Below are 18,994 nucleotides of genomic sequence, written 5' to 3'. Positions count from 1 at the left end.
TTTCTAATTAATTTGATAACTAACCGGAAAAAAGTATTTATGTTTGTATCTGTGATTGGAATCACAACTCCTTTTGCCTAAGCGATATATACTGTAGCTAGAAGGTAACCGAAAGGAGTAGTTATTATGCAAGGTTGTATGAGTTCTATGATTGGAAATCAAGATATTGAATTAAGTAAAGGGTTACGTCAACTTAAGGAAGAACATCCATCACTACTAAAGCAATTAGAAAACCTTTTGTTCACATGTAACAGAATAGATGCTAACGATGAAAGAGAAGAAGCTTTCACTAGCTTAATTGATCAAGTAAAGGCATTTTTTCACGAGTTAGAACCTCACTCTGAAAGGGAAGAGGGTGTTCTATTCCCAATGATGGAAACGTATATTGGGAAGGAAATGGGGCCAATTGCTGTCATGGAGTATGAACATGACCAGGCGAAGGAGTGTATAGGAACCTTTTTGAAGGCAACAAACAACAAAAGTGAGTTTACCAATGAAGAAATCATTAAATATTCACATGTAATAAAAAATGCTTACTATATATTGGTTGACCACTTCGCTAAAGAAGAAAACATCTTATTTCCGATGGCCGAAAAGCTTTTAAAAGTAGAAGAAAAGGAAGACCTTTTTATTAGAATTAATGAAATCAAATAAGGATGAATGGGGCTTCCCATTCATCCCTATTTTTTATGAATGTATTTCAGCTATTCTTTTATCAGAAGGTAATAACAGCGTGATTAATCCTAATAGTGGGAGAAACCCGGTTAATATAATGGTTAAAGGAAGGCCGATTAAATCGGCTAAGTAACCTAACACAACTGAACCTAGAGCCCCCATTCCGAAAGCCAATCCTACAGTTAACCCAGCCATGGTCCCGATCTTTCCTGGTACTAGCTCTTGTGCATAAACGACTGTTACTGAGAAGCTAGACATGAGAATGAAACCAGTTAGCGCAAGCAAGATAAATGCAACTGTTGGAGGTACAAAAGGAATAGCGATAGAAAGTGGTGCTGTACTAATCATAGATAGAAAGATAACATTCTTTTTTCCAAATCGATCGGCTAAAGGGCCTCCAAAGAAGGTTCCAACTGCACCTGCGACTAAAAAGGCAAACAAATATACTTGGGCTTTTTGTATAGAGAAGGAGTATGTGTCTATAGCATAAAAAGCATAGTAGTTCGTAATCCCTGAAATATACCAGGAACGAGCAAATATTAAGAATAAAATTAGAAAAAGATAAAAAATAATAATTTTCGAAATTCCTTTTGGATTAGTTGTAACTTTGCTCTTTCCCTTTAGAAGGGCATGATCAAAGCTCAATTTCCTAGAATACCAGTTGGCAATATAGATTAAGAGACTAACTGCAAGGGCTGCAACGATGGTAAACCAAGCAGCTCCGATTTGTCCTAATGGCACAAGAATTAAAGCTGTAATTAAAGGAGCTAACGCTTGACCAGAGTTGCCCCCAACTTGATAAATGGATTGAGCGAGTCCCCTACGTGTTCCAGCAGCCATGTAGGCGACTCTAGAACCTTCTGGATGGAATACGGCTGAACCGAAGCCAATAAATAAGACCGATATTAAGATCCATTCAAAGCTAGGTGATAGAGAAAGACCTAAAACACCGAATAAGGTAAAAGTTAATCCAATCGGCAAGGCATAAGGCATTGGTTTCTTATCAGTAACGATTCCAATGACTGGCTGCATAATGGATGAAACAATATTTAAAGAAAATCCAATTAACCCTAATTGCGTAAAAGTTAAGCCCATTGACTTTTCAAGTATCGGGAACATCGCTGGTACTACCGCTTGAATAGAATCGTTAAGCAGATGGCACAGACCTATAATAAACAGAATTTTGTAGGCTGTACCCTCATGCTCTTTAGAGATGTTTTTAGAGACGACAGCAGGTTGACTCATTATGTTTTTCCTTCTTTCTAGAGCATTCATTTTTAAAAATTTGATAATGCTATAATACTCCAATTCTCTCGGGAACAAAACGATTTTGTTTTAATTAAATATGCTATATTATGTAATATATATAGAAAATAATGGAATTAGAGAAGAGGGAGAGTATGGAAGCAGTAGTAGAGAATGTGTTTACAAAAGAAATTCTTCAGTATTTTCTACAGCAATTTAATTTAAACGAAGAGAATAAAAAACTCGGAGATTTTGAGAATTATGTATTTGAAGTGTTTAAAGACCAAACCCCATTTATATTGAGAATTACCCACAGCTCTCATCGAAGTGAAGATCAGTTGTTATCTGAATTAGATTGGGTAAATTATTTACATAATCAGGGTGTAAATGTCCCTAAAGTATTAACTTCTAATAATGGAAAATTAGTCGAGTCGGCTATGGCTAGTGATCATAGTTTATTCTTTGGATGCTTATTCACAAAAGCGGATGGTTTTCCAGTAAAGGTCCGTAATGATAAGCATTTTAACCCTCCCTTATTTTATGCTTGGGGCAAAACAATTGGAAAAATGCATCATGCAACTAAGGATTACAAGCCTGAAGGTGACGTGTCAGCTAGGGAGCACTGGGATGAAGAAGAATTACTCAACATTGAAAAATATATACCGAACAATGAGCAGCTGATTATACAGAATACGAAAGAACTCATTCAAAAAATAAGTTCCTTACCGAAAAATAAAGATATATATGGATTAATTCATACAGATGTACATTCCGGTAATTTCTTCTTTGATGGAGAAGAAATCCATGTGTTCGATTTCGACGATTGTTGTCATCACTGGTTTGCTTCTGATATTGCCATCCCCTTATACTATTCAGCGCTGTGGCACCTTCCAGATGCAGAAAAAAATGAAGGAAATGCTTTTTCTAGCATCTTCTTAAGTTCTTTTATCAAAGGATATGAAACAGAAAATAAACTTCCTCCAGATTGGAAAGAGCATCTTCCTTTATTTTTGCAATTAAGGGATGTACTGCTTTATTCTGTTTTTCATAAAAAATACGCTCCGGAAGATAGAAATGAACGTATAAATCAGTTATTAGAAGAATTTCGTAGCCGTATAGAGAAGAAAGAAACTATTGTTGATATTATATAACCAATAAAAAAACGCTGGGATTCCAGCGTTTCAAATTGTCGACAAAAGGCATCGAGACTTTGATACTTTTTGTCTTTTTTATTTACTTCGGAGGGAAATGGTTGATTTCCGCTCCAGGCGCTTTCTTTCCGGGGGGCGTTCGCCCGTAGCGGAAAATCAACGGTTATCCAGAGTAGGACTTTATTTAATAAAAATAGACAGTAGGCAACCTCGAAGTTTTCAAGTTTGTCTACTGTCTTAACGCTGGGACTCCAGCGTTTTTACTTGTATTGTTTTCTTTTTATAAAAACGTACCAAAGAATAAATAAAGCGAATCCAATAGCGAGGACTGCATAAGTGATATTTGAATACACGCCTATAAAATGCTCAATTTCTTCCCAAGATTCCCCTAACATTGCACCTAATGACACAAGAATAATGTTCCATATAAAGGTCCCTATCGTTGTAAAGGTGATGAAAAGAAAGAATTTCATATTAGACATCCCAGCGGGAATCGATATGAGACTTCTTATTAACGGAATCATCCTACAAAAAAGGACCGTCCAATAACCGTATTTATCAAACCAAGAATCGGCTTTGTGAATGTCTTCCTTTTTTACTCGAAGAATATGTCCCCAGCGATCAATAATTTTTTCTAAGCGCTCAACATCTAGAAGGAGACCAACTCCAAAGAGAGCGACAGCACCAGCTAAAGAGCCTGCTGTTGCAGATAGTATGACGCCTACTACAGTCAAATCTGAGTATGTAGTTAGAAATCCTCCAAAAGGAAGGATGATTTCTGAAGGGATAGGAGGAAATAAGTTTTCCAATGCCATCATTAGAAAGATTCCTATATACCCATACTGCTCCATGAATTCCGTTATCCAGTCCATAAAAAACCTCCAACTCCACAACTAGTTAAGCACTACTTAAGTATTTCTACAATTGGTAATGAAATGATCACTTTTGTACCTACATTCTCTTTACTTTTGATCTCTATTTTTCCATTAAAAGAATGAAGGATTCGTTTGCAAACAACAAGGCCTAAACCAGTCCCTGTCTTCTTCGAAGTGAAGAACGGGTTGAAGATACTTTCTAACAATTCATCAGGAATTCCAGTTCCGGTATCTGTGATAATCAACTGACAATTCTCTTTATCTACAGAAAGCTCTATATCCAGGTTACCTCCATCACTCATTGATTCAAAAGCGTTTTTCGTAATATTAAGGATAACTTGTTTCATTTGATCTTTCGTGCAAGCGACATGAATTGCTGTTTTAGGCATAGAGCATGTCCATTTTACATTAAACAAATTTGCTTCTGAAGAAATGAGAGGCTGTAGCTCGAGAATAATCGTTCTTAAATCAATGATCTCCATCTTCTGCACAGTTGGTTTACCCAAGATTAAGAACTCGCTAACAATCTCATTAATTCGTTTAATTTCATCGTTTATCACTGAAAAATAGAATTGGTCATTTGGATTTTTATATTTTTCACTTAACAGTTGAACAAGCCCTTTTATGCCGGTTAGGGGGTTACGGATTTCGTGTGCCGTACTAGCTGCTAACGTTCCAACTAGTTCTAGTTTTTGTGCTTCATTTTGCTGTTTTTCCAACGCCGCTTGCCTTTTAAGCAGCATATATTTGAGCAGCAAATATAAAATGTTTGTGAGGACCAAACTAATAAGAATAATGATAAGAGCATCCGTAAATATTTTATCAAACTCAAGATCCTTTATCTTTACTTTTATGGTCCATGGAAGACGGTCAATAGGTACAGTTATCCAAGTTCGGTCATTAATCTCACCTATATGGTTTTTATTAATTCCCATTATAATATCATCGTTTGCATTTATAACTAGTAACTTGGTGTCTGGGGTTAATACATTCATAATATTTTGAACATAATCAACACGTAATAAAGCAACCGTAATAGATTGTATAGAATTTTCTTCATTTAGAACAGGGACAGCTAACCCTATAACTTGTTGCCCATTTTTAATAGAAGCAAGGTTATTTGAAATGATGGTGTCTTTTGTTTTTAAGACTTCCTTTATATAGGGATCATCTTCTAATTCATTTTTTTTGATAAGATTATTCGAGCCAGTCATCACATGCCCATGGTGGTCGAGAAGGTAAAGCCCGCCATAACGAGGATCGGTTTGGTGAGCACGTTGTAAAAGTGGTCCCATTTGTTCCACGTTGTTGATTAAGGTCCCTGCTGTAAGAGATAACATCTCAAGGGAAGTAACAGTTTCACTTATGAATTGATTCCAATGTGTCTCATGGATTGAAGCAATCCACTTGGCATGTTCAACTCTCTCTGTATAGTCTTCCTTCATTCTTAAGTTAATAAAGAATATACTTAAAATAATGGTAGGAATGATAACGACAAGTAAATAAATAAAAAGATTTCGATAGTTTTTTTTCATATTTTAATTAACTCCGAGAAACAGGATAAAGTAAGTACTATTATACCATTATAATGTTTATGATAAGCATTACAGGAAGAATTATTTCTAAAGCTGTTTGACTAGAAGAATAGAGCATTCGCTAAAATGAATAAATTGACAGTGTTTGTTACGGTTTTTTATAATGGTTTTAAGTAGCTAAATAGGGCTATTGGCGTAACGAATGTATAATAAACAAGTTCATAAAGAACTTTTAAGAGGGTATGAGTCAAATGGGAACAGATGAAATTAATCAATCATTAAAGTTATTTATCGTTCTATCGCGTGCATATCGTGCTGTGAATGAGCATGTGAATAAACTCATTCAAACATATGGTTTAAATCCTACGGAATTCGCTGTTTTAGAGTTACTATATCATAAAGGTGACCAACCTCTTCAGCAAATTGGTGGAAAAATCCTTTTAGCAAGCGGAAGTATTACGTATGTCGTTGATAAACTAGAAAACAAAGGATACTTACAAAGAACTGCTTGTCCCAATGATCGCAGAGTAACGTATGCGCAAATCACAGATAAGGGCAAACAGTTTATCGAAGAGATTTTTCCGGAGCATGAAAAGCGTATCCATGAGCTTATGTCAGAACTAACTGAAGATGAAAAAAATACAAGTATTACCTTATTAAAAAAACTTGGATTATCTGTTGGAAAGTATTAAGTGGCCCTTTAGGTAGTGACCCCCAAAAGTTAGATTTCTACTCTAACTTTTTGGGGTCACTTTCCAAGGGCTTCTTTTTTTGAATTTAATGTTAAGGCATCATCCCATCTTTCTAGCGAGAATAATGGGTCAGCCATAAAGTAATATTAGGCTAATTTATCCTTTTTAATATATAATAAAAAGGTATTGTCATAATTTTTAGAAATAGGGGGAGACATACGTGAAATTTGAGGAATATACATATACTCGACCAAATTTAGAAGAAGTAGAAAAGAGCTTTGAAGTGGCGCTAGAAAAGTTTAAAAACGCGTCTTCGGCGGATGAACAAAATGAGGCAATGAAAGAGATTAATGGAATCCGTAATGATTTAGGAACGATGTTTAACCTTGTCTATATCCGTCATTCTGTTGATACAAATGATGAATTCTATAAAAACGAGCAAGATTATATGGATGAAATCCAACCTCAAGTAGAAGGGTTGGTGACAAGATATTATGAGGCTCTTGTAAATTCTAAGTTTCGTCATGAACTAGAGCAAAAGTGGGGAAATCAACTATTTGCATTAGCAGAGGCACAACTTAAGGTGTTCTCACCAGAAATAGTCCCTCTATTACAAAAAGAAAACAAGCTTAGCTCTGAGTACACAAAATTAATGGCTTCAGCTAAGATCATGTTTGAGGGAGAAGAACGTACACTTGCACAAATGGAGCCTTTTACTGAATCAAAGGACCGTGACATGAGGAAGAATGCAAGTGAAGCTAGATTTGGATTCCTATCAGAAAATGAGCAGGACCTAGATCGTATTTACGATGAACTGGTCAAAGTTAGAACTGAAATTGCTAAAACGTTAGGATACGAAAATTTTGTTGAGTTAGCGTACTTCCGTATGTACCGAACAGATTACAATGCGGAAATGGTGGCTAACTTCCGTAATCAAGTTAAAGATTTTATCGTACCAATCGCTACAAAATTAAAAGAACGCCAGCGTGAAAGAATCGGAGTAGATGAGCTTAAATATTATGATGAAGGCTTTAATTACAAAACAGGTAATGCGGTACCTAAAGGAAGTCCGGAGTGGATCATTGATAATGGTCAAAAAATGTACGATGAGCTTTCTAAAGAAACAGGTGATTTCTTTAAGTTCATGAATGAAAACAATTTGATGGACTTAGTAGCGAAAAAAGGAAAAGCAGGCGGCGGATATTGCACCTATATCGAAAACTATAAATCTCCGTTTATTTTCTCTAACTTTAATGGAACGTCGGGAGACATTGATGTTTTAACACATGAAGCTGGTCATGCTTTCCAAGTATATTCTAGTAGTCATTTTGAGATCCCTGAGTATAACTGGCCTACGTATGAGGCGGCGGAAATTCATTCTATGAGTATGGAATTCTTTACTTGGCCTTGGATGGAATTATTTTTTAAAGAGGATACGGAAAAATACAAATTCTCCCACTTAAGTTCTGCGTTATTATTTTTACCATACGGAGTTTCTGTAGATGAGTTCCAGCATTGGGTATATGAAAACCCTACTGCAACACCTGCCGAACGAAAACAAGCATGGAGAAACATTGAGAAAAAGTATTTGCCTCATAAAGATTATGATGGAAACGAATACTTAGAGAACGGTGGCTTCTGGCAGCGTCAAGGTCATATATATAACAGTCCATTCTATTATATTGACTATACGTTAGCTCAAATCTGTGCATTCCAGTTCTGGAAGAAGTCAAGAGAGAATCATGAAGAGGCTTGGACTGATTACTTGAACCTTTGTAAGCTCGGAGGTAGTATGCCTTTTACAGAGTTAGTTAAATCAGCAAACCTTATTTCTCCATTTGAAAAAGGCTGTGTTGAATCTGTAGTTGGCGAAATTGAAGCTTGGTTGAACTCAGTTGACGACAAAGCATTATAAGTATAAGAGCGTAGCCATTATGGCTGCGCTTTTTCTATCTTCTAGATAACTAGGCCACATATTGCACTTGTCCTACAAAGAATGGCTCTTAATGAGCTAGCTTTTCCATAATTCATAGAGGAGTAATTATCTAAAGGTGAAACAATAAAAAAAATATAGCATTCCATATTATTTCTCTTTTCAATCATGATCGGTAGGAAGTATGATAGACATATTGGTCTGAAAAATGACTCCGAAAGTTCACAAAAGAGAGGAAAATATGATTTGTGGGAATTAATTGTTGCTTTTATTCTAGGGGTAGTAGAAGGATTAACTGAATTTGCTCCTGTATCATCAACCGGTCATATGATCATTGTCGATGATATGCTTCTTAAATCTAAAGAGTTATTTTCACAAGAGGTTGCTAATACATTTAAAGTCGTGATTCAACTAGGATCTATCTTAGCGGTAGTGATTTTGTTTAAAGATAGGTTTATAGACCTTCTAGGATTAAGTAGGAGAAAAGAAGAATCCACGAAAACGAAACTTGAATTAAAGCAAGTCATTGTTGGGCTAATTCCAGCAGGGATTTTGGGTGTATTATTTGAAGATTATATTGATGAACATTTATTTTCTGTCCATACTGTTGTAGTAGGTTTAATCGCTGGTGCTATCCTAATGATCATAGCGGATTATATCTCTAAAAAAGAGGCGAAGGTAAAGTCCGAAACAGTCGATGAAATCACATTAAAGCAAGCCTTCTTAATGGGGCTCTTTCAATGTTTATCTTTATGGCCGGGATTTTCTCGTTCAGGATCGACCATTTCCGGTGGGGTCATTCTTGGAATGAGTCATAGAGCTGCAGCTGACTTTACCTTTATTATGGCTGTACCAATTATGTTGGGTGCAAGCTCATTGTCTCTTTTCAAAAACTGGGAGTACTTTTCAATCGATGTTTTGCCATTCTTTATTGTAGGGTTCATTAGTGCATTTATTGTGGCGATTATATCAATAAAATTCTTTTTAGCGCTTATTAGCAAAATAAAACTATTGCCGTTTGCCATTTATCGAATTGTATTAGCGGTTGTTATTTTGGTTATGATTTTATAATTTTTGCATTACTGGTTAATCCAAATTGGAAGAGGAATGCCATTGTTACGGCATTCCTCTTTATTATGGGGATTATAAGAGGTTATGCTTTCTCTATAACAATAATCCCTTCGTTTAAAGTTGCGCTTAGATTTGTGATTTCTGGTTCATCAAGAATGAAGTCCGCAATTTTGTCTTCAAGCTGTTCTTGGATTACTCGACGCAGTGGTCGGGCACCAAATGACGGGTTGTAACCAAGTTCAGCTAGCTTTTCTTTTACTCCGTCCGACACTGTTAGATTCATATTTTGTTCATTCAACATGTCATTAAGCTCTTCTAACATTAGGTTAACAATTTGAATTAGATGTTTACGGTCTAAACCTTTGAACTCAATAATGCTATCAAAACGATTTAGGAATTCAGGTTTGAAATATGAACCTAAAGAATCAACAATACTTGAAGTTTCATCATGATTTTTGTCAAACCCAACATTTATTTGTTTATGTCCAACACCAGCATTAGAGGTCATAATAATCACAGTTTCTTTAAAGCTTACGGTTCTACCTTGGCTATCAGTAAGTCGTCCATCCTCAAGGATTTGCAAGAACATGTGTTGTACATCTGGGTGAGCTTTTTCAATTTCATCTAGAAGAATAATGCTGTAAGGGTTACGTCTAACTTTTTCAGTTAACTGACCTGCCTCTTCGTGACCTACGTAACCTGGAGGAGAACCTATGATTTTGGAAATGCTGTGTTTTTCCATATATTCACTCATGTCTAGGCGAACCATCGCATCTTTTGATCCGAATAATTCTTCAGCTAGTGTCTTAGATAACTCTGTCTTACCAACCCCTGTAGGCCCAACAAACATAAAGGAACCAATTGGGCGGTGTTTAGATTTAAGCCCTGCTCTACTTCTTCTAATCGCTTTCGAAACTTTTTCGACAGCAGCTTCTTGACCAATCACCTTATTAGCTATATTTGAATGTAGATTTTGCATTTTTACTTGCTCATCTTCTTGGAGCTTTCCTACTGGAATCCCTGTTTTCTTTTCAATAATTTGTTGAATCTGTGCGACATCAACCACAGGGCGTTCAATGTTTTTATGATTTAAGGCGTCTTCTAATTCCTTTTCCTCTTTACGAAGTGCTGCCGCTTTCTCATATAACTCATCTTTTAGAACTGCTTCTTTTTCTTTTGAGATTTCAGCTAATCTCTTTTCAATCTGTTCTGTTGAATGATAGCTTGAAGTAAGATTTACCTTTGAGCCAGCTTCATCCATTAAATCGATAGCTTTATCAGGTAGGAAACGATCTTGAATATAGCGATGTGATAAAGTTACGCACGCTTCAATGGCTTCGTCTGAAAATGTCACATCATGGAATTGTTCATATTTTTCTTGTAGCCCTTTTAAGATGGCTACCGCTTCATTTACTGATGGTTCATGGACATGAACAGGTTGGAATCTACGTTCAAGAGCTGCGTCTTTTTCGATACCTCGATATTCCTTAAGTGTTGTGGCACCAACGACCTGTAATTCGCCTCTTGCTAAGGCGGGTTTTAAAATATTCCCTGCATCCATAGAACCTTCTGCAGATCCTGCTCCTACAAGTAGATGGATTTCATCAATAAACAAGATGATGTTTTTACGAGTCTGTAGTTCAGAAATAAGCTGCTTCATTCTCTCCTCAAATTGACCACGAATTCCTGTACTGGCAACAAGGGAGGCTACGTCTAATAAATAGACTTCTTTATTTTTAAGTTTATTAGGAACTTTACCCTCTGCAATTTTCGCTGCTAAGTCTTCTGCAACAGCAGTTTTTCCAACACCTGGTTCCCCAATTAATACAGGGTTATTTTTATTGCGTCTATTTAAAATTTCGATAACTCGATTTACTTCTTCCTCACGTCCAATGACTGGGTCAATCAGGCCAGCTTTAGCCATCTGAGTTAAATTACGACCGAATTGGTCAATGAAGCCTCCTGAGCCTCCAGAAGGGGGAGAAGCCTGATTTTCATGATTGTTTGAATGTTGTGTTGAGGCTAATCCATTAAATAGTTCTTCAATTGGATTTCCATTGTCTTTGAAGTTTGGTAACCCAGACATAGATGGACCAAATGCGGAGCCAATTTTTTTACGTTCTGTTTGGTAGCAACTATGGCAAAGGTGAATCTGATTTTCTGTTCCGTTAATATTCATTCTTACTTGTACATTGGCATTTGTTTGTTGGCATTTTTGACAAAGCAATGAAATGACCTCCTCTAGAGTTCTAATTTAAAAAAGTAATCTGTTTATGAAAGTTCCTATATAAATAGTGTTTGACTTTGACTATATTTGACCTTTTCTGATTTTTATTATACTTTGACCTTTTTTGACTTTCAACTATTTTGCTTATGGGAAAATAAACCTCCTCAAAATTTTCCATACATTTAAAAAAGCTCGTCATTGTTTGTCCTTCTGCTCATATATTGAAAAGGAAGGAGGGGATTTTGTGAAAGTGAATTGGGGAGCAGCCTTTCAAGTTGCAGCGGTCTATGTGGGGACTGTTGTGGGTGCTGGGTTTGCTACAGGTAAAGAAATAGTAGAATTCTTCTCCCGATTTGGATTTATCGGGCTTGTAGGAATTTTAATGAGCGGATATATGTTGATTTTTTTAGGCTCAAAAATGATGAGAATTTCTGCACAAATTGGAGCAAAATCATATGAAGAGTTTAATGAGTATTTGTTTGGAAAGTTTTTTGCAACAGGCATAAATATTTTAATGCTTTTTATGCTCCTAGGAGTTTGTGCAGTGATGCTGTCAGGAGCTGGTGCAATATTTGAAGAACAACTCGGTTTAACTAAAAATATCGGTGTCTTGATAACCATTGGTCTTTCTATCATAGTAATGTTTGTTGGTATAAAAGGGCTGTTTGCTGTAAATACATTCGTGGTTCCAATGATGATCTGTTTTAGCTTTTTATTATTGATCTTATCCATTCAATTGCCAAATTTCATGAACCAACTTTTATACATTCCATATGCTGAGGACGGTTGGAAATCAGTTGTTGCTCCATTTTCATATACTGCTTTCAACCTAGGACTAGCTCAGGCGGTACTTGTTCCTGTCGCAGCAGAAATCAAAGATGATCAAACAGTAAAATGGGGCGGAATAATTGGAGGCCTTGCGTTAACCATTATTCTAATAGCAAGTCATGCAACACTGGTCATGCTACCAAATATTGAGTTTTATGAGATTCCGATGGCTGTTATTATGAAGAACTTAGCTACAGGATTTTACTGGATATTCGTCATTATCATATATGGAGAGGTTTTCACATCAGTTATTGGCAATATTTTTGGGGTAGAGCGGCAGATTAGAAAATATATTACGGTTCCGAGCATGGTGACAGTTTCAGCAATCTTCATCATCTGCTATTTTATCAGCTTAATCGATTATGGAACTCTTTTGGCTTATTTATATCCACTCTTTGGGTATGTAAGTATCATCTTTATCGTTCTGCTTTGGATGAAACCATTTCATCCAGAGAACAATACGTAAAAAAATGGAGAGGGGAGAGAGACCCCTTAATTTCTGCTGAACCTTTAAATGGAAAGAGACTTTTTGAAAAATAGTATAAAGTAAAAATGAAAGACTCAGGAACCCTGAGTCTTTTATTTTTACTGATTATTTTCTTTTAGAATAGTCTCTGCCATTTTAAGGAAAGCGTCTTGGTGGTCTTCATTTTCCTTAGAAAATACAGTTAGTTTTATAGGGTTTTCACTGCTCTTTACTAAATAGCTTGTTACTACATCGCCACTACCGGCTGCTTCAAGGACGGTGCTTTCTTTAAAAAAGTCAGAATCAGGCGATTCAACAGTTTTTATTTCACTGCTAACGGCATTCAACTGAGCCTTTGTTGTTTCTTCAATAGAATTCCACTCTACCTCTTGCGGTAAAAGCTCAATTCTCATGAAGATTTGGTCATTTTCTTTGTACATTAATACATCTTTGTGTGGTTCCTCAGCTGTTAGTTCATAGTCTGGTAGAACATACATAGAGTATCCTTGATTATCTCCATATTTCAGGAATGCAGTCTCTTCTTTCAGCTCACCATTTACCGAATACTCGATGTTGTCTTCTAGAATTCGGATTACTTCATCTTGATTGTTTTCTTGATCAGATGTCTCTTCTGTATTATCTTCACTATTGTTTTCAGTAGACTCCTCATTTTGTTCTGTATCAGTACCGGAACCGTTGGCAGAATCGGTTTCATCAACTTTTGAACCGCACCCAGTTAAAATGAGCATTACTAGTCCAGTAAGTAGTAAGAATTTTTTTAATCCAAACATTCGAATTTCCTCCCATAACATACAAGCATTTCCATCTATTTAGACGTAAAGGAATTAAAAGGGTTACAAGATTTCAAAAAAGTTTTTGATAGATTAACTAAACGGGAAAATGACAAAAAGAAATAAGTCAAAAATTAAATGAGAAACAATTAAAAGTGGGATGCTCTTCTTCCAAGTGTACAACCAGCCCCATAATAGACCGGCAATCAAAGCTGCAAATGGTAGCATGAATGTTCCTGAGTACAAATGTACAGATGCGTACAATAATGCAGAAATAACAATGCTTGTCCATCCATTTACATAGCTGCTTAATCTTTTCTGAATAAAGCCTCTCCAAAAAATTTCTTCACCTGGAATAATCACTAATAACAGAACTATGTAGTGCCATAGTACTGACGGAGATAAGCGGTTATATAAACTATCTATTTGCTTAGAAAAAGGAAGATTAAGAAGATCTAACATTGAATTCCCAACCCAAAATAAAACGAAAAGAGAAATACCGGATAATGCTCCATATGATACATACGTTAGAAATGGTGCCTCATCGTCAATTTCTTCGTTTAAGATGGCATAGGTAATTAAAAATAGCATCGAAGCGGTAAAGATATACCAAAATACGTTTTTATCCTGAAATGTTAAGAAATAGAGCAGATGTGCAAAAAAGAAACCGGCAATAAGTCTTACATCGGTAAGACGTTTTAGCATAAATAAAAACTCCTTTCTGACAAACCAAGCATTATTGTAACAGAAAATCTGATCTATTTGTAAGGGAAAAGATTACTTTTATGCAAACTGAACTGAAAAATTCACTCATTATGTAACAGTTAGGTATAATTTCCCTTTGTAGGATCATGTCAGTGGTAATAGAAGTCAAACTAGAATGAATTCATTTAACAATCGTTTTGTTAATATGATTATACAAAAGTTTATACAAAAGAATAAAGCAGCCATACTTGGCTGCTTTATTAATACGCTTTCATTTTTATATAGCTGATTCCTTAATCACTTTGTAGTTCTTATGATTCACAACGGTTCTTTGATCTAATTCTAGATCACGGTAATTATCCATGTATGTTAAGTCAACAATTACTGAATTTTCGTTCACTTTTTCAACTACTCCGCGCAAGCCTTCTCTAAATTCTATAATGTTTCCAACTTCTGCTTTTTTCAATTAGCCTCTCTCCCTTTCCCTTTTTGGCTATTTTATAAACCATTTTGCACTAATTTTTCGGATTCGTAAAGAAATTTATTATGTTTTTTTGAAAAATTTTGAAATTTTCTTGAAACTTTATAAGGGTTTTGAAGTGAAAATTACTGTAACCACTATGGTTTAGTGATTTACTTTCAGATTATTTAAAATATTTGTATAGTCGTTAATCTGAATATCATATTTTAATCGTAAGTAAGAGGAAGCAAAAAGGCTTTAAGATATTCACAGAAAATATAGGACCTAATTGCAGTATGGCACTTGCTTTCTTCAGTATAAAAATTATGTTACTATTTTTTTGTGTATTTGGTATTTGACTTGTATCTAAGAGCAGTAGTGGACAACCAAGGACGTTCTAATTTTTATGTGACCCACAACTAGAAGTTGAACAGCAAAGTCTATTAAAATTGTTCTCCTTATGAAATTTGTGAAATTTTTTAACTATGGAAGTAGGCGATAGAAATGAACGAAGAACTAGTAATTGAATTGTTAGAAAAGCTTAGAAATGGAACGATTTCCGAATATCACGTTAATAAAGAAGAGTTTCTGGTTGTAAGAGAAGTAATTGTTAAACGTGAAGACTTCAAACATTTTAGAGGAATTGCCCAACGGGGTGGGGGCGTAATATATCAATATTTAGAAAACCCAAGAAGTTAGCATGTAAAATACTATCGAGTTGAAATAGGTGGCTCTTCTGAAGTTTCAGAATAACCACCTGTTTTTTTATTTAAGAAAGGTTAATTGCTATGTATTTATTATGCAAATTCAAAAGAAAGTTCATAAAATGACAAAAGTATTTACAAAAAATTTATTTTTATGCATAAAGAACTATATTTTCCATGGAATTAATAGTAAAATATACATAACTATAAATTGAGAGGTGACATTAATGAGTACTTTCCATCCAACAGAAAAGTTAGTTCATTTAATTGAATGGAAACGAAAAGAGATGATAGATTCAGCGCATCAAACCGGTCTCTCAAGTTTACAAACGTTAACGAAAAGTATAGAGCTAGATCATTTATTGAACCTTCATCAACAGGCGTCAACAAAGAACTCTGATCTTAAGTTAGAAATATCTGTTTAAAACACTTGTATATATGCAAGTGTTTTTTTGTTTAATCTTACTATAATATAAATATCTTCTATTATATTGGAGAACCAACTTTTATGAAAAGGAGAACGTAAATCATGTTCACATACAAAGGAAAAACCGTGGTGGTTACTGGTGGGGCAAATGGTATTGGGAAAGCAATTATTGAAGCATTTGCTCAAAATGGAGCAAATGTAGTTATTGCTGATGTTGACTCGGATAAAGGGAAGGAATTAGAGAGTAAGTTAATTGAAAAGGGATATCCATGCACTTTTATTAAAACAGATGTCCAAAGTGAAACAGAAATAAAGAATCTAGTTGCAGAGACGATAAGAGAATATAAGAAAGTCGATGTGTTAATAAATAACGCAGGAATATCAAAATTTCACGACTTTTTCGAGATGACCGTTCGTGAGTGGGATGAAATCATTCATACAAATTTAAGAAGTGTTTTCCTTTGTACAAGGGAGGCTGCTAAATTTATGCCACCTAGTGGCTCTATTGTAAATATCGCCTCAACACGAGCCTTCATGTCGGAAAAAAACAGTGAAGCATACTCAGCTACGAAGGGTGGAATCGTTTCTATTACCCATGCGCTTGCCATGACTCTTTCTGAAAAACGTATTCGGGTGAACTGTATTAGTCCTGGATGGATAGAAACAAACCATTACAATGACTTAAGGGAAGTTGATCATGAGCAACATTTATCAGGAAGAGTTGGGAAGCCCGAAGACGTCGCAAGATGCTGTCTTTATCTATGCGCTGAGGGCAATGACTTTATCACAGGTGAAAACATTACATTAGATGGAGGAATGACAAAAAAGATGATCTATGAACACTAATCTTTTTTTCTTAGTAAAAGTATATTAACCATAAATACAATTGAAACAAAAAGTAAGCATGCTATCATAGTTTGAAAATTAGCTCCTCCCCCGATGTTTTCTTCATCTTACGGGATTTTTATTATCATTGGATGGACCGGGTGTAAATTTTCTGTTAAAAACAAGTTCATGTTTATGTCCCTAGGTCTAAATTGTTTAAAAATTCATACAATTGTATCGATGTCATAGTATTTTAGGGGGAGGAGATAAGATGGGGATTAAGCTAATTAAGATTTCTGCGGTGTACTTTGCGATTGGGGTATTGATTGGGTTTTATATGTCTATTTCTCATTCATATGTATTAACACCCGTGCATGTTCACATCAATTTACTTGGATGGACTGCATTAACACTCGCAGGGATCCTGTACCACCTATTTCCAAGCTTAGAGACTAGCAAGTTAGGGAAATGGCATTTTTGGCTTCATAATATCGGTCTTCCAATTATGATGATCTCTCTTGCACTTATGATTATTACTGGAAATTCAGCACTTGTTCCCGGAACTGCGATCGGTGGAACGATTACAACTCTTGCTGTATTAGTTTTTGCGTGGAATGTGTTGAAAAATCTAAGAACATAAGAAAAAGAAGCTGTCACACTGGAATTTACCCGTGGACAGCTTCTTTTTCAATTGTGTACAATCATTTATTTTTGTTTTTCAAATCAGTACTTATCTTTTTAGCATATTGTTTTAATCGTTCAATAATTTCTTTCTTTGTTTCCTCATCATCAATTCCAACAAACCCATAGACAAATGAGGTGCCTTCTCGTTTTTTCCATTTTGGTTCACCTAAAACGCGTACTAGTTCGTCATTAAGTAAAAAGGACACTTCCATTAAAAATTTTGTTCGTTCAATTGGAAGGTCAAGTGTTGACTTGAACTTAAGACCATTAGGACTCACGTCTAATACTTGAACTGAGCCAGCCTTTGACTGTCCGCTAACTCCATTAATACTTAATAATTTAAACGTACCTGGGATAGGATTTTGAAATTGAAAGCGAAAGGGTTCCTCTCGTTTATACATCACCATTTAGAATCACCTAGTTTAATAAATTCTTTAAAAACTTGGCTATATTAATGAACATTGTTTTCAGTGTTGGCCGAGCATAAAGGTATTTTTTAAGAAAATAAAAGACCAAGTTTTGCAAAAGCTTAAAAAATATCGGACTTCAAATATAGTATAGGGCTTCTGTCTATTAAAATAAGAAAGGTCATAAGTAAATATTACCTGCCATTCTTTAGTAAAATATATATGCTATTGTGATAATAATCAATCACTTTTTTGAAAATGGTTGTTGAGCTAAAAATGGACTTTTTATGGCAATTTTCTTACAATTGAAATATTAGAGAAATAATGTATTACCAGGGGGAAGAAATGGAATTCTTAAACAAGTTAAAAAACCTTAAAGAAGAAATGAGCAAAGTAATGGTAGGAAAGGAAGAAGAGGTAGAGATTTTAGCCATCGCGCTTTTATATAATGGCCATATATTATTAGAGAGTGTGCCGGGGACAGGGAAGACTATGTTAGCAAAGACTTTTGCACGAATGATCAATGGTAGCTTTTCGAGAATTCAATTTACACCAGATGTACTTCCAAGTGATGTAACAGGAATTCAATTCTTTAATCCAAAAGAGCAGGAGTTTGAATTCAGGCCAGGTCCGATTTTGGCAAATATCGTTCTAGCTGATGAGGTGAATCGTGCAACACCTAGAACGCAATCAAGCTTACTAGAAGTAATGGAGGAGAGACAGGTAACGATTGATGGGCACACAATATCCCTTGAGGATCCTTTTATGGTAATTGCTACACAAAACCCTGTGGAGTCTCAACAAGGCACTTTTCCATTACCAATTGCACAAATGGATCGATTTTTCATAAAGATGGAAATGGACTATCCTACATTTGAAGAAGAGAAACAAATGATTCATATGCACCGAAGTGGAGGACAAGCTGTCGATGTTCGCCCTGTGTTAAATCAGGATGATATTAAGGTGATGAAAGATGAACTGAAGAAAATTACTTACTCAAATGAAGTTGAAGATTATTTGTTAGAAATCGTAAGGAAGACAAGAGAGCACTCAGATATAGAATTAGGTGTAAGTCCAAGGGGAACTTTGGCTTTAATGAAGGCTGCCCAAGGAAAGGCATTATTAACAGGCAGAACGTTCGTTGTTCCGAATGACATCAAACTAATGGCTCCTTACGTTCTTAGTCACAGAATCTTCCTATCAACAGAAGCTTCATTAACCAAATCGGCGGAACGTGTAATTGAAGAATTAATTAACTCAGTACCTGTTCCGGTTGAAGCAGGAGTGTAAGGA

General features: G+C 35.4%; 19 protein-coding genes. 11 read left to right on the top strand and 8 right to left on the bottom strand.

Annotated elements, in window-relative coordinates; genetic code table 11:
* The first annotated feature begins 126 nt into the window (after positions 1-126).
* Positions 127-654, top strand: a complete 528-nt coding sequence (locus ACFYKX_RS23665) for a hemerythrin domain-containing protein (protein ID WP_389364203.1) — start codon at positions 127-129, stop codon at positions 652-654.
* A gap of 33 nt (positions 655-687) precedes the next feature.
* Here ACFYKX_RS23665 and ACFYKX_RS23660 read toward each other — a convergent pair whose 3' ends face one another.
* Complete coding sequence (locus ACFYKX_RS23660; protein WP_389364201.1) at positions 688-1,920, bottom strand: MFS transporter; 1,233 nt, start codon at positions 1,918-1,920, stop codon at positions 688-690.
* A gap of 155 nt (positions 1,921-2,075) precedes the next feature.
* Here ACFYKX_RS23660 and ACFYKX_RS23655 point away from each other — a divergent pair, with 155 nt between their 5' ends.
* On the top strand, positions 2,076-3,071 hold the full coding sequence (locus tag ACFYKX_RS23655) for a phosphotransferase enzyme family protein (RefSeq protein WP_389364199.1): 996 nt from the start codon (positions 2,076-2,078) through the stop codon (positions 3,069-3,071).
* A gap of 260 nt (positions 3,072-3,331) precedes the next feature.
* Here ACFYKX_RS23655 and ACFYKX_RS23650 read toward each other — a convergent pair whose 3' ends face one another.
* Entirely contained in the window at positions 3,332-3,943 is a 612-nt protein-coding gene (locus ACFYKX_RS23650) for a DedA family protein (RefSeq protein ID WP_389364197.1), read from the bottom strand.
* Positions 3,944-3,975: 32 nt separating this feature from the next.
* Entirely contained in the window at positions 3,976-5,481 is a 1,506-nt protein-coding gene (locus ACFYKX_RS23645) for an ATP-binding protein (protein WP_389364195.1), read from the bottom strand.
* A gap of 251 nt (positions 5,482-5,732) precedes the next feature.
* Between ACFYKX_RS23645 and ACFYKX_RS23640 the strand changes: the two genes are divergently transcribed.
* The 3 genes from ACFYKX_RS23640 to ACFYKX_RS23630 all read left to right on the top strand — a co-directional run bounded on the left by ACFYKX_RS23640 (position 5,733) and on the right by ACFYKX_RS23630 (position 9,177).
* On the top strand, positions 5,733-6,173 hold the full coding sequence (locus ACFYKX_RS23640) for a MarR family winged helix-turn-helix transcriptional regulator (protein ID WP_389364297.1): 441 nt from the start codon (positions 5,733-5,735) through the stop codon (positions 6,171-6,173).
* Between the two features lie 220 nt (positions 6,174-6,393).
* Positions 6,394-8,088: a M3 family oligoendopeptidase gene (locus ACFYKX_RS23635; protein WP_389364193.1), complete on the top strand. Its 1,695-nt coding sequence runs from the start codon at positions 6,394-6,396 to the stop codon at positions 8,086-8,088.
* Positions 8,089-8,352: 264 nt separating this feature from the next.
* A complete protein-coding gene (locus ACFYKX_RS23630; protein WP_389364191.1) occupies positions 8,353-9,177 on the top strand; it encodes an undecaprenyl-diphosphate phosphatase in 825 nt (274 codons plus the stop codon).
* Between the two features lie 82 nt (positions 9,178-9,259).
* On the opposite strand, the gene ACFYKX_RS23625 is transcribed toward ACFYKX_RS23630, so the two are convergent.
* On the bottom strand, positions 9,260-11,404 hold the full coding sequence (locus ACFYKX_RS23625; protein WP_389364189.1) for an ATP-dependent Clp protease ATP-binding subunit: 2,145 nt from the start codon (positions 11,402-11,404) through the stop codon (positions 9,260-9,262).
* 244 nt (positions 11,405-11,648) lie between these two features.
* Between ACFYKX_RS23625 and ACFYKX_RS23620 the strand changes: the two genes are divergently transcribed.
* On the top strand, positions 11,649-12,698 hold the full coding sequence (locus tag ACFYKX_RS23620) for a YkvI family membrane protein (RefSeq protein ID WP_389364188.1): 1,050 nt from the start codon (positions 11,649-11,651) through the stop codon (positions 12,696-12,698).
* Positions 12,699-12,817: 119 nt separating this feature from the next.
* Here the strand turns inward: ACFYKX_RS23620 and ACFYKX_RS23615 are convergent, their stop codons facing one another.
* From ACFYKX_RS23615 to ACFYKX_RS23605, 3 genes are all read right to left on the bottom strand, one after another.
* Entirely contained in the window at positions 12,818-13,489 is a 672-nt protein-coding gene (locus ACFYKX_RS23615; RefSeq protein ID WP_389364186.1) for a hypothetical protein, read from the bottom strand.
* Between the two features lie 93 nt (positions 13,490-13,582).
* Positions 13,583-14,194, bottom strand: coding sequence for a CPBP family intramembrane glutamic endopeptidase (locus ACFYKX_RS23610; RefSeq protein ID WP_389364184.1), 612 nt, complete (start codon positions 14,192-14,194; stop codon positions 13,583-13,585).
* A gap of 277 nt (positions 14,195-14,471) precedes the next feature.
* Positions 14,472-14,660: a YkvS family protein gene (locus ACFYKX_RS23605; protein ID WP_389364182.1), complete on the bottom strand. Its 189-nt coding sequence runs from the start codon at positions 14,658-14,660 to the stop codon at positions 14,472-14,474.
* 498 nt (positions 14,661-15,158) lie between these two features.
* Here ACFYKX_RS23605 and ACFYKX_RS23600 point away from each other — a divergent pair, with 498 nt between their 5' ends.
* The 4 genes from ACFYKX_RS23600 to ACFYKX_RS23585 all read left to right on the top strand — a co-directional run bounded on the left by ACFYKX_RS23600 (position 15,159) and on the right by ACFYKX_RS23585 (position 17,250).
* A complete protein-coding gene (locus tag ACFYKX_RS23600) occupies positions 15,159-15,353 on the top strand; it encodes a hypothetical protein (protein WP_389364180.1) in 195 nt (64 codons plus the stop codon).
* 232 nt (positions 15,354-15,585) lie between these two features.
* Entirely contained in the window at positions 15,586-15,783 is a 198-nt protein-coding gene (locus ACFYKX_RS23595; RefSeq protein ID WP_389364178.1) for a Spo0E family sporulation regulatory protein-aspartic acid phosphatase, read from the top strand.
* Positions 15,784-15,887: 104 nt separating this feature from the next.
* On the top strand, positions 15,888-16,631 hold the full coding sequence (locus ACFYKX_RS23590) for a glucose 1-dehydrogenase (RefSeq protein WP_389364177.1): 744 nt from the start codon (positions 15,888-15,890) through the stop codon (positions 16,629-16,631).
* Between the two features lie 250 nt (positions 16,632-16,881).
* Positions 16,882-17,250, top strand: coding sequence for a cytochrome-c oxidase (locus ACFYKX_RS23585; protein ID WP_389364175.1), 369 nt, complete (start codon positions 16,882-16,884; stop codon positions 17,248-17,250).
* Positions 17,251-17,311: 61 nt separating this feature from the next.
* Here ACFYKX_RS23585 and ACFYKX_RS23580 read toward each other — a convergent pair whose 3' ends face one another.
* Entirely contained in the window at positions 17,312-17,701 is a 390-nt protein-coding gene (locus tag ACFYKX_RS23580; RefSeq protein WP_389364173.1) for a PilZ domain-containing protein, read from the bottom strand.
* A gap of 345 nt (positions 17,702-18,046) precedes the next feature.
* Here ACFYKX_RS23580 and ACFYKX_RS23575 point away from each other — a divergent pair, with 345 nt between their 5' ends.
* Positions 18,047-18,991, top strand: coding sequence for an AAA family ATPase (locus tag ACFYKX_RS23575; RefSeq protein WP_389364171.1), 945 nt, complete (start codon positions 18,047-18,049; stop codon positions 18,989-18,991).
* The last annotated feature ends 3 nt before the right edge of the window (positions 18,992-18,994 follow it).

The organism is Cytobacillus spartinae (assembly GCF_042865285.1).
GTDB lineage: Bacteria > Bacillota > Bacilli > Bacillales > Cytobacillaceae > Robertmurraya_A > Robertmurraya_A spartinae.
This window is presented reverse-complemented; position numbering and strand designations above follow the sequence as displayed.

What these genes read in the sequence shown, in the direction of transcription:
- ACFYKX_RS23615 (WP_389364186.1), bottom strand. Translation starts at nt 13,489, where the DNA reads ATGTTTGGATTAAAAAAATTCTTACTACTTACTGGACTAGTAATGCTC.
- ACFYKX_RS23575 (WP_389364171.1), top strand. Translation starts at nt 18,047, where the DNA reads ATGGAATTCTTAAACAAGTTAAAAAACCTTAAAGAAGAAATGAGCAAA.
- ACFYKX_RS23640 (WP_389364297.1), top strand. Translation starts at nt 5,733, where the DNA reads ATGGGAACAGATGAAATTAATCAATCATTAAAGTTATTTATCGTTCTA.
- ACFYKX_RS23590 (WP_389364177.1), top strand. Translation starts at nt 15,888, where the DNA reads ATGTTCACATACAAAGGAAAAACCGTGGTGGTTACTGGTGGGGCAAAT.
- ACFYKX_RS23665 (WP_389364203.1), top strand. Translation starts at nt 127, where the DNA reads ATGCAAGGTTGTATGAGTTCTATGATTGGAAATCAAGATATTGAATTA.
- ACFYKX_RS23650 (WP_389364197.1), bottom strand. Translation starts at nt 3,943, where the DNA reads ATGGACTGGATAACGGAATTCATGGAGCAGTATGGGTATATAGGAATC.
- ACFYKX_RS23595 (WP_389364178.1), top strand. Translation starts at nt 15,586, where the DNA reads ATGAGTACTTTCCATCCAACAGAAAAGTTAGTTCATTTAATTGAATGG.
- ACFYKX_RS23600 (WP_389364180.1), top strand. Translation starts at nt 15,159, where the DNA reads ATGAACGAAGAACTAGTAATTGAATTGTTAGAAAAGCTTAGAAATGGA.
- ACFYKX_RS23580 (WP_389364173.1), bottom strand. Translation starts at nt 17,701, where the DNA reads ATGGTGATGTATAAACGAGAGGAACCCTTTCGCTTTCAATTTCAAAAT.
- ACFYKX_RS23660 (WP_389364201.1), bottom strand. Translation starts at nt 1,920, where the DNA reads ATGAGTCAACCTGCTGTCGTCTCTAAAAACATCTCTAAAGAGCATGAG.
- ACFYKX_RS23645 (WP_389364195.1), bottom strand. Translation starts at nt 5,481, where the DNA reads ATGAAAAAAAACTATCGAAATCTTTTTATTTATTTACTTGTCGTTATC.
- ACFYKX_RS23610 (WP_389364184.1), bottom strand. Translation starts at nt 14,194, where the DNA reads ATGCTAAAACGTCTTACCGATGTAAGACTTATTGCCGGTTTCTTTTTT.
- ACFYKX_RS23655 (WP_389364199.1), top strand. Translation starts at nt 2,076, where the DNA reads ATGGAAGCAGTAGTAGAGAATGTGTTTACAAAAGAAATTCTTCAGTAT.
- ACFYKX_RS23585 (WP_389364175.1), top strand. Translation starts at nt 16,882, where the DNA reads ATGGGGATTAAGCTAATTAAGATTTCTGCGGTGTACTTTGCGATTGGG.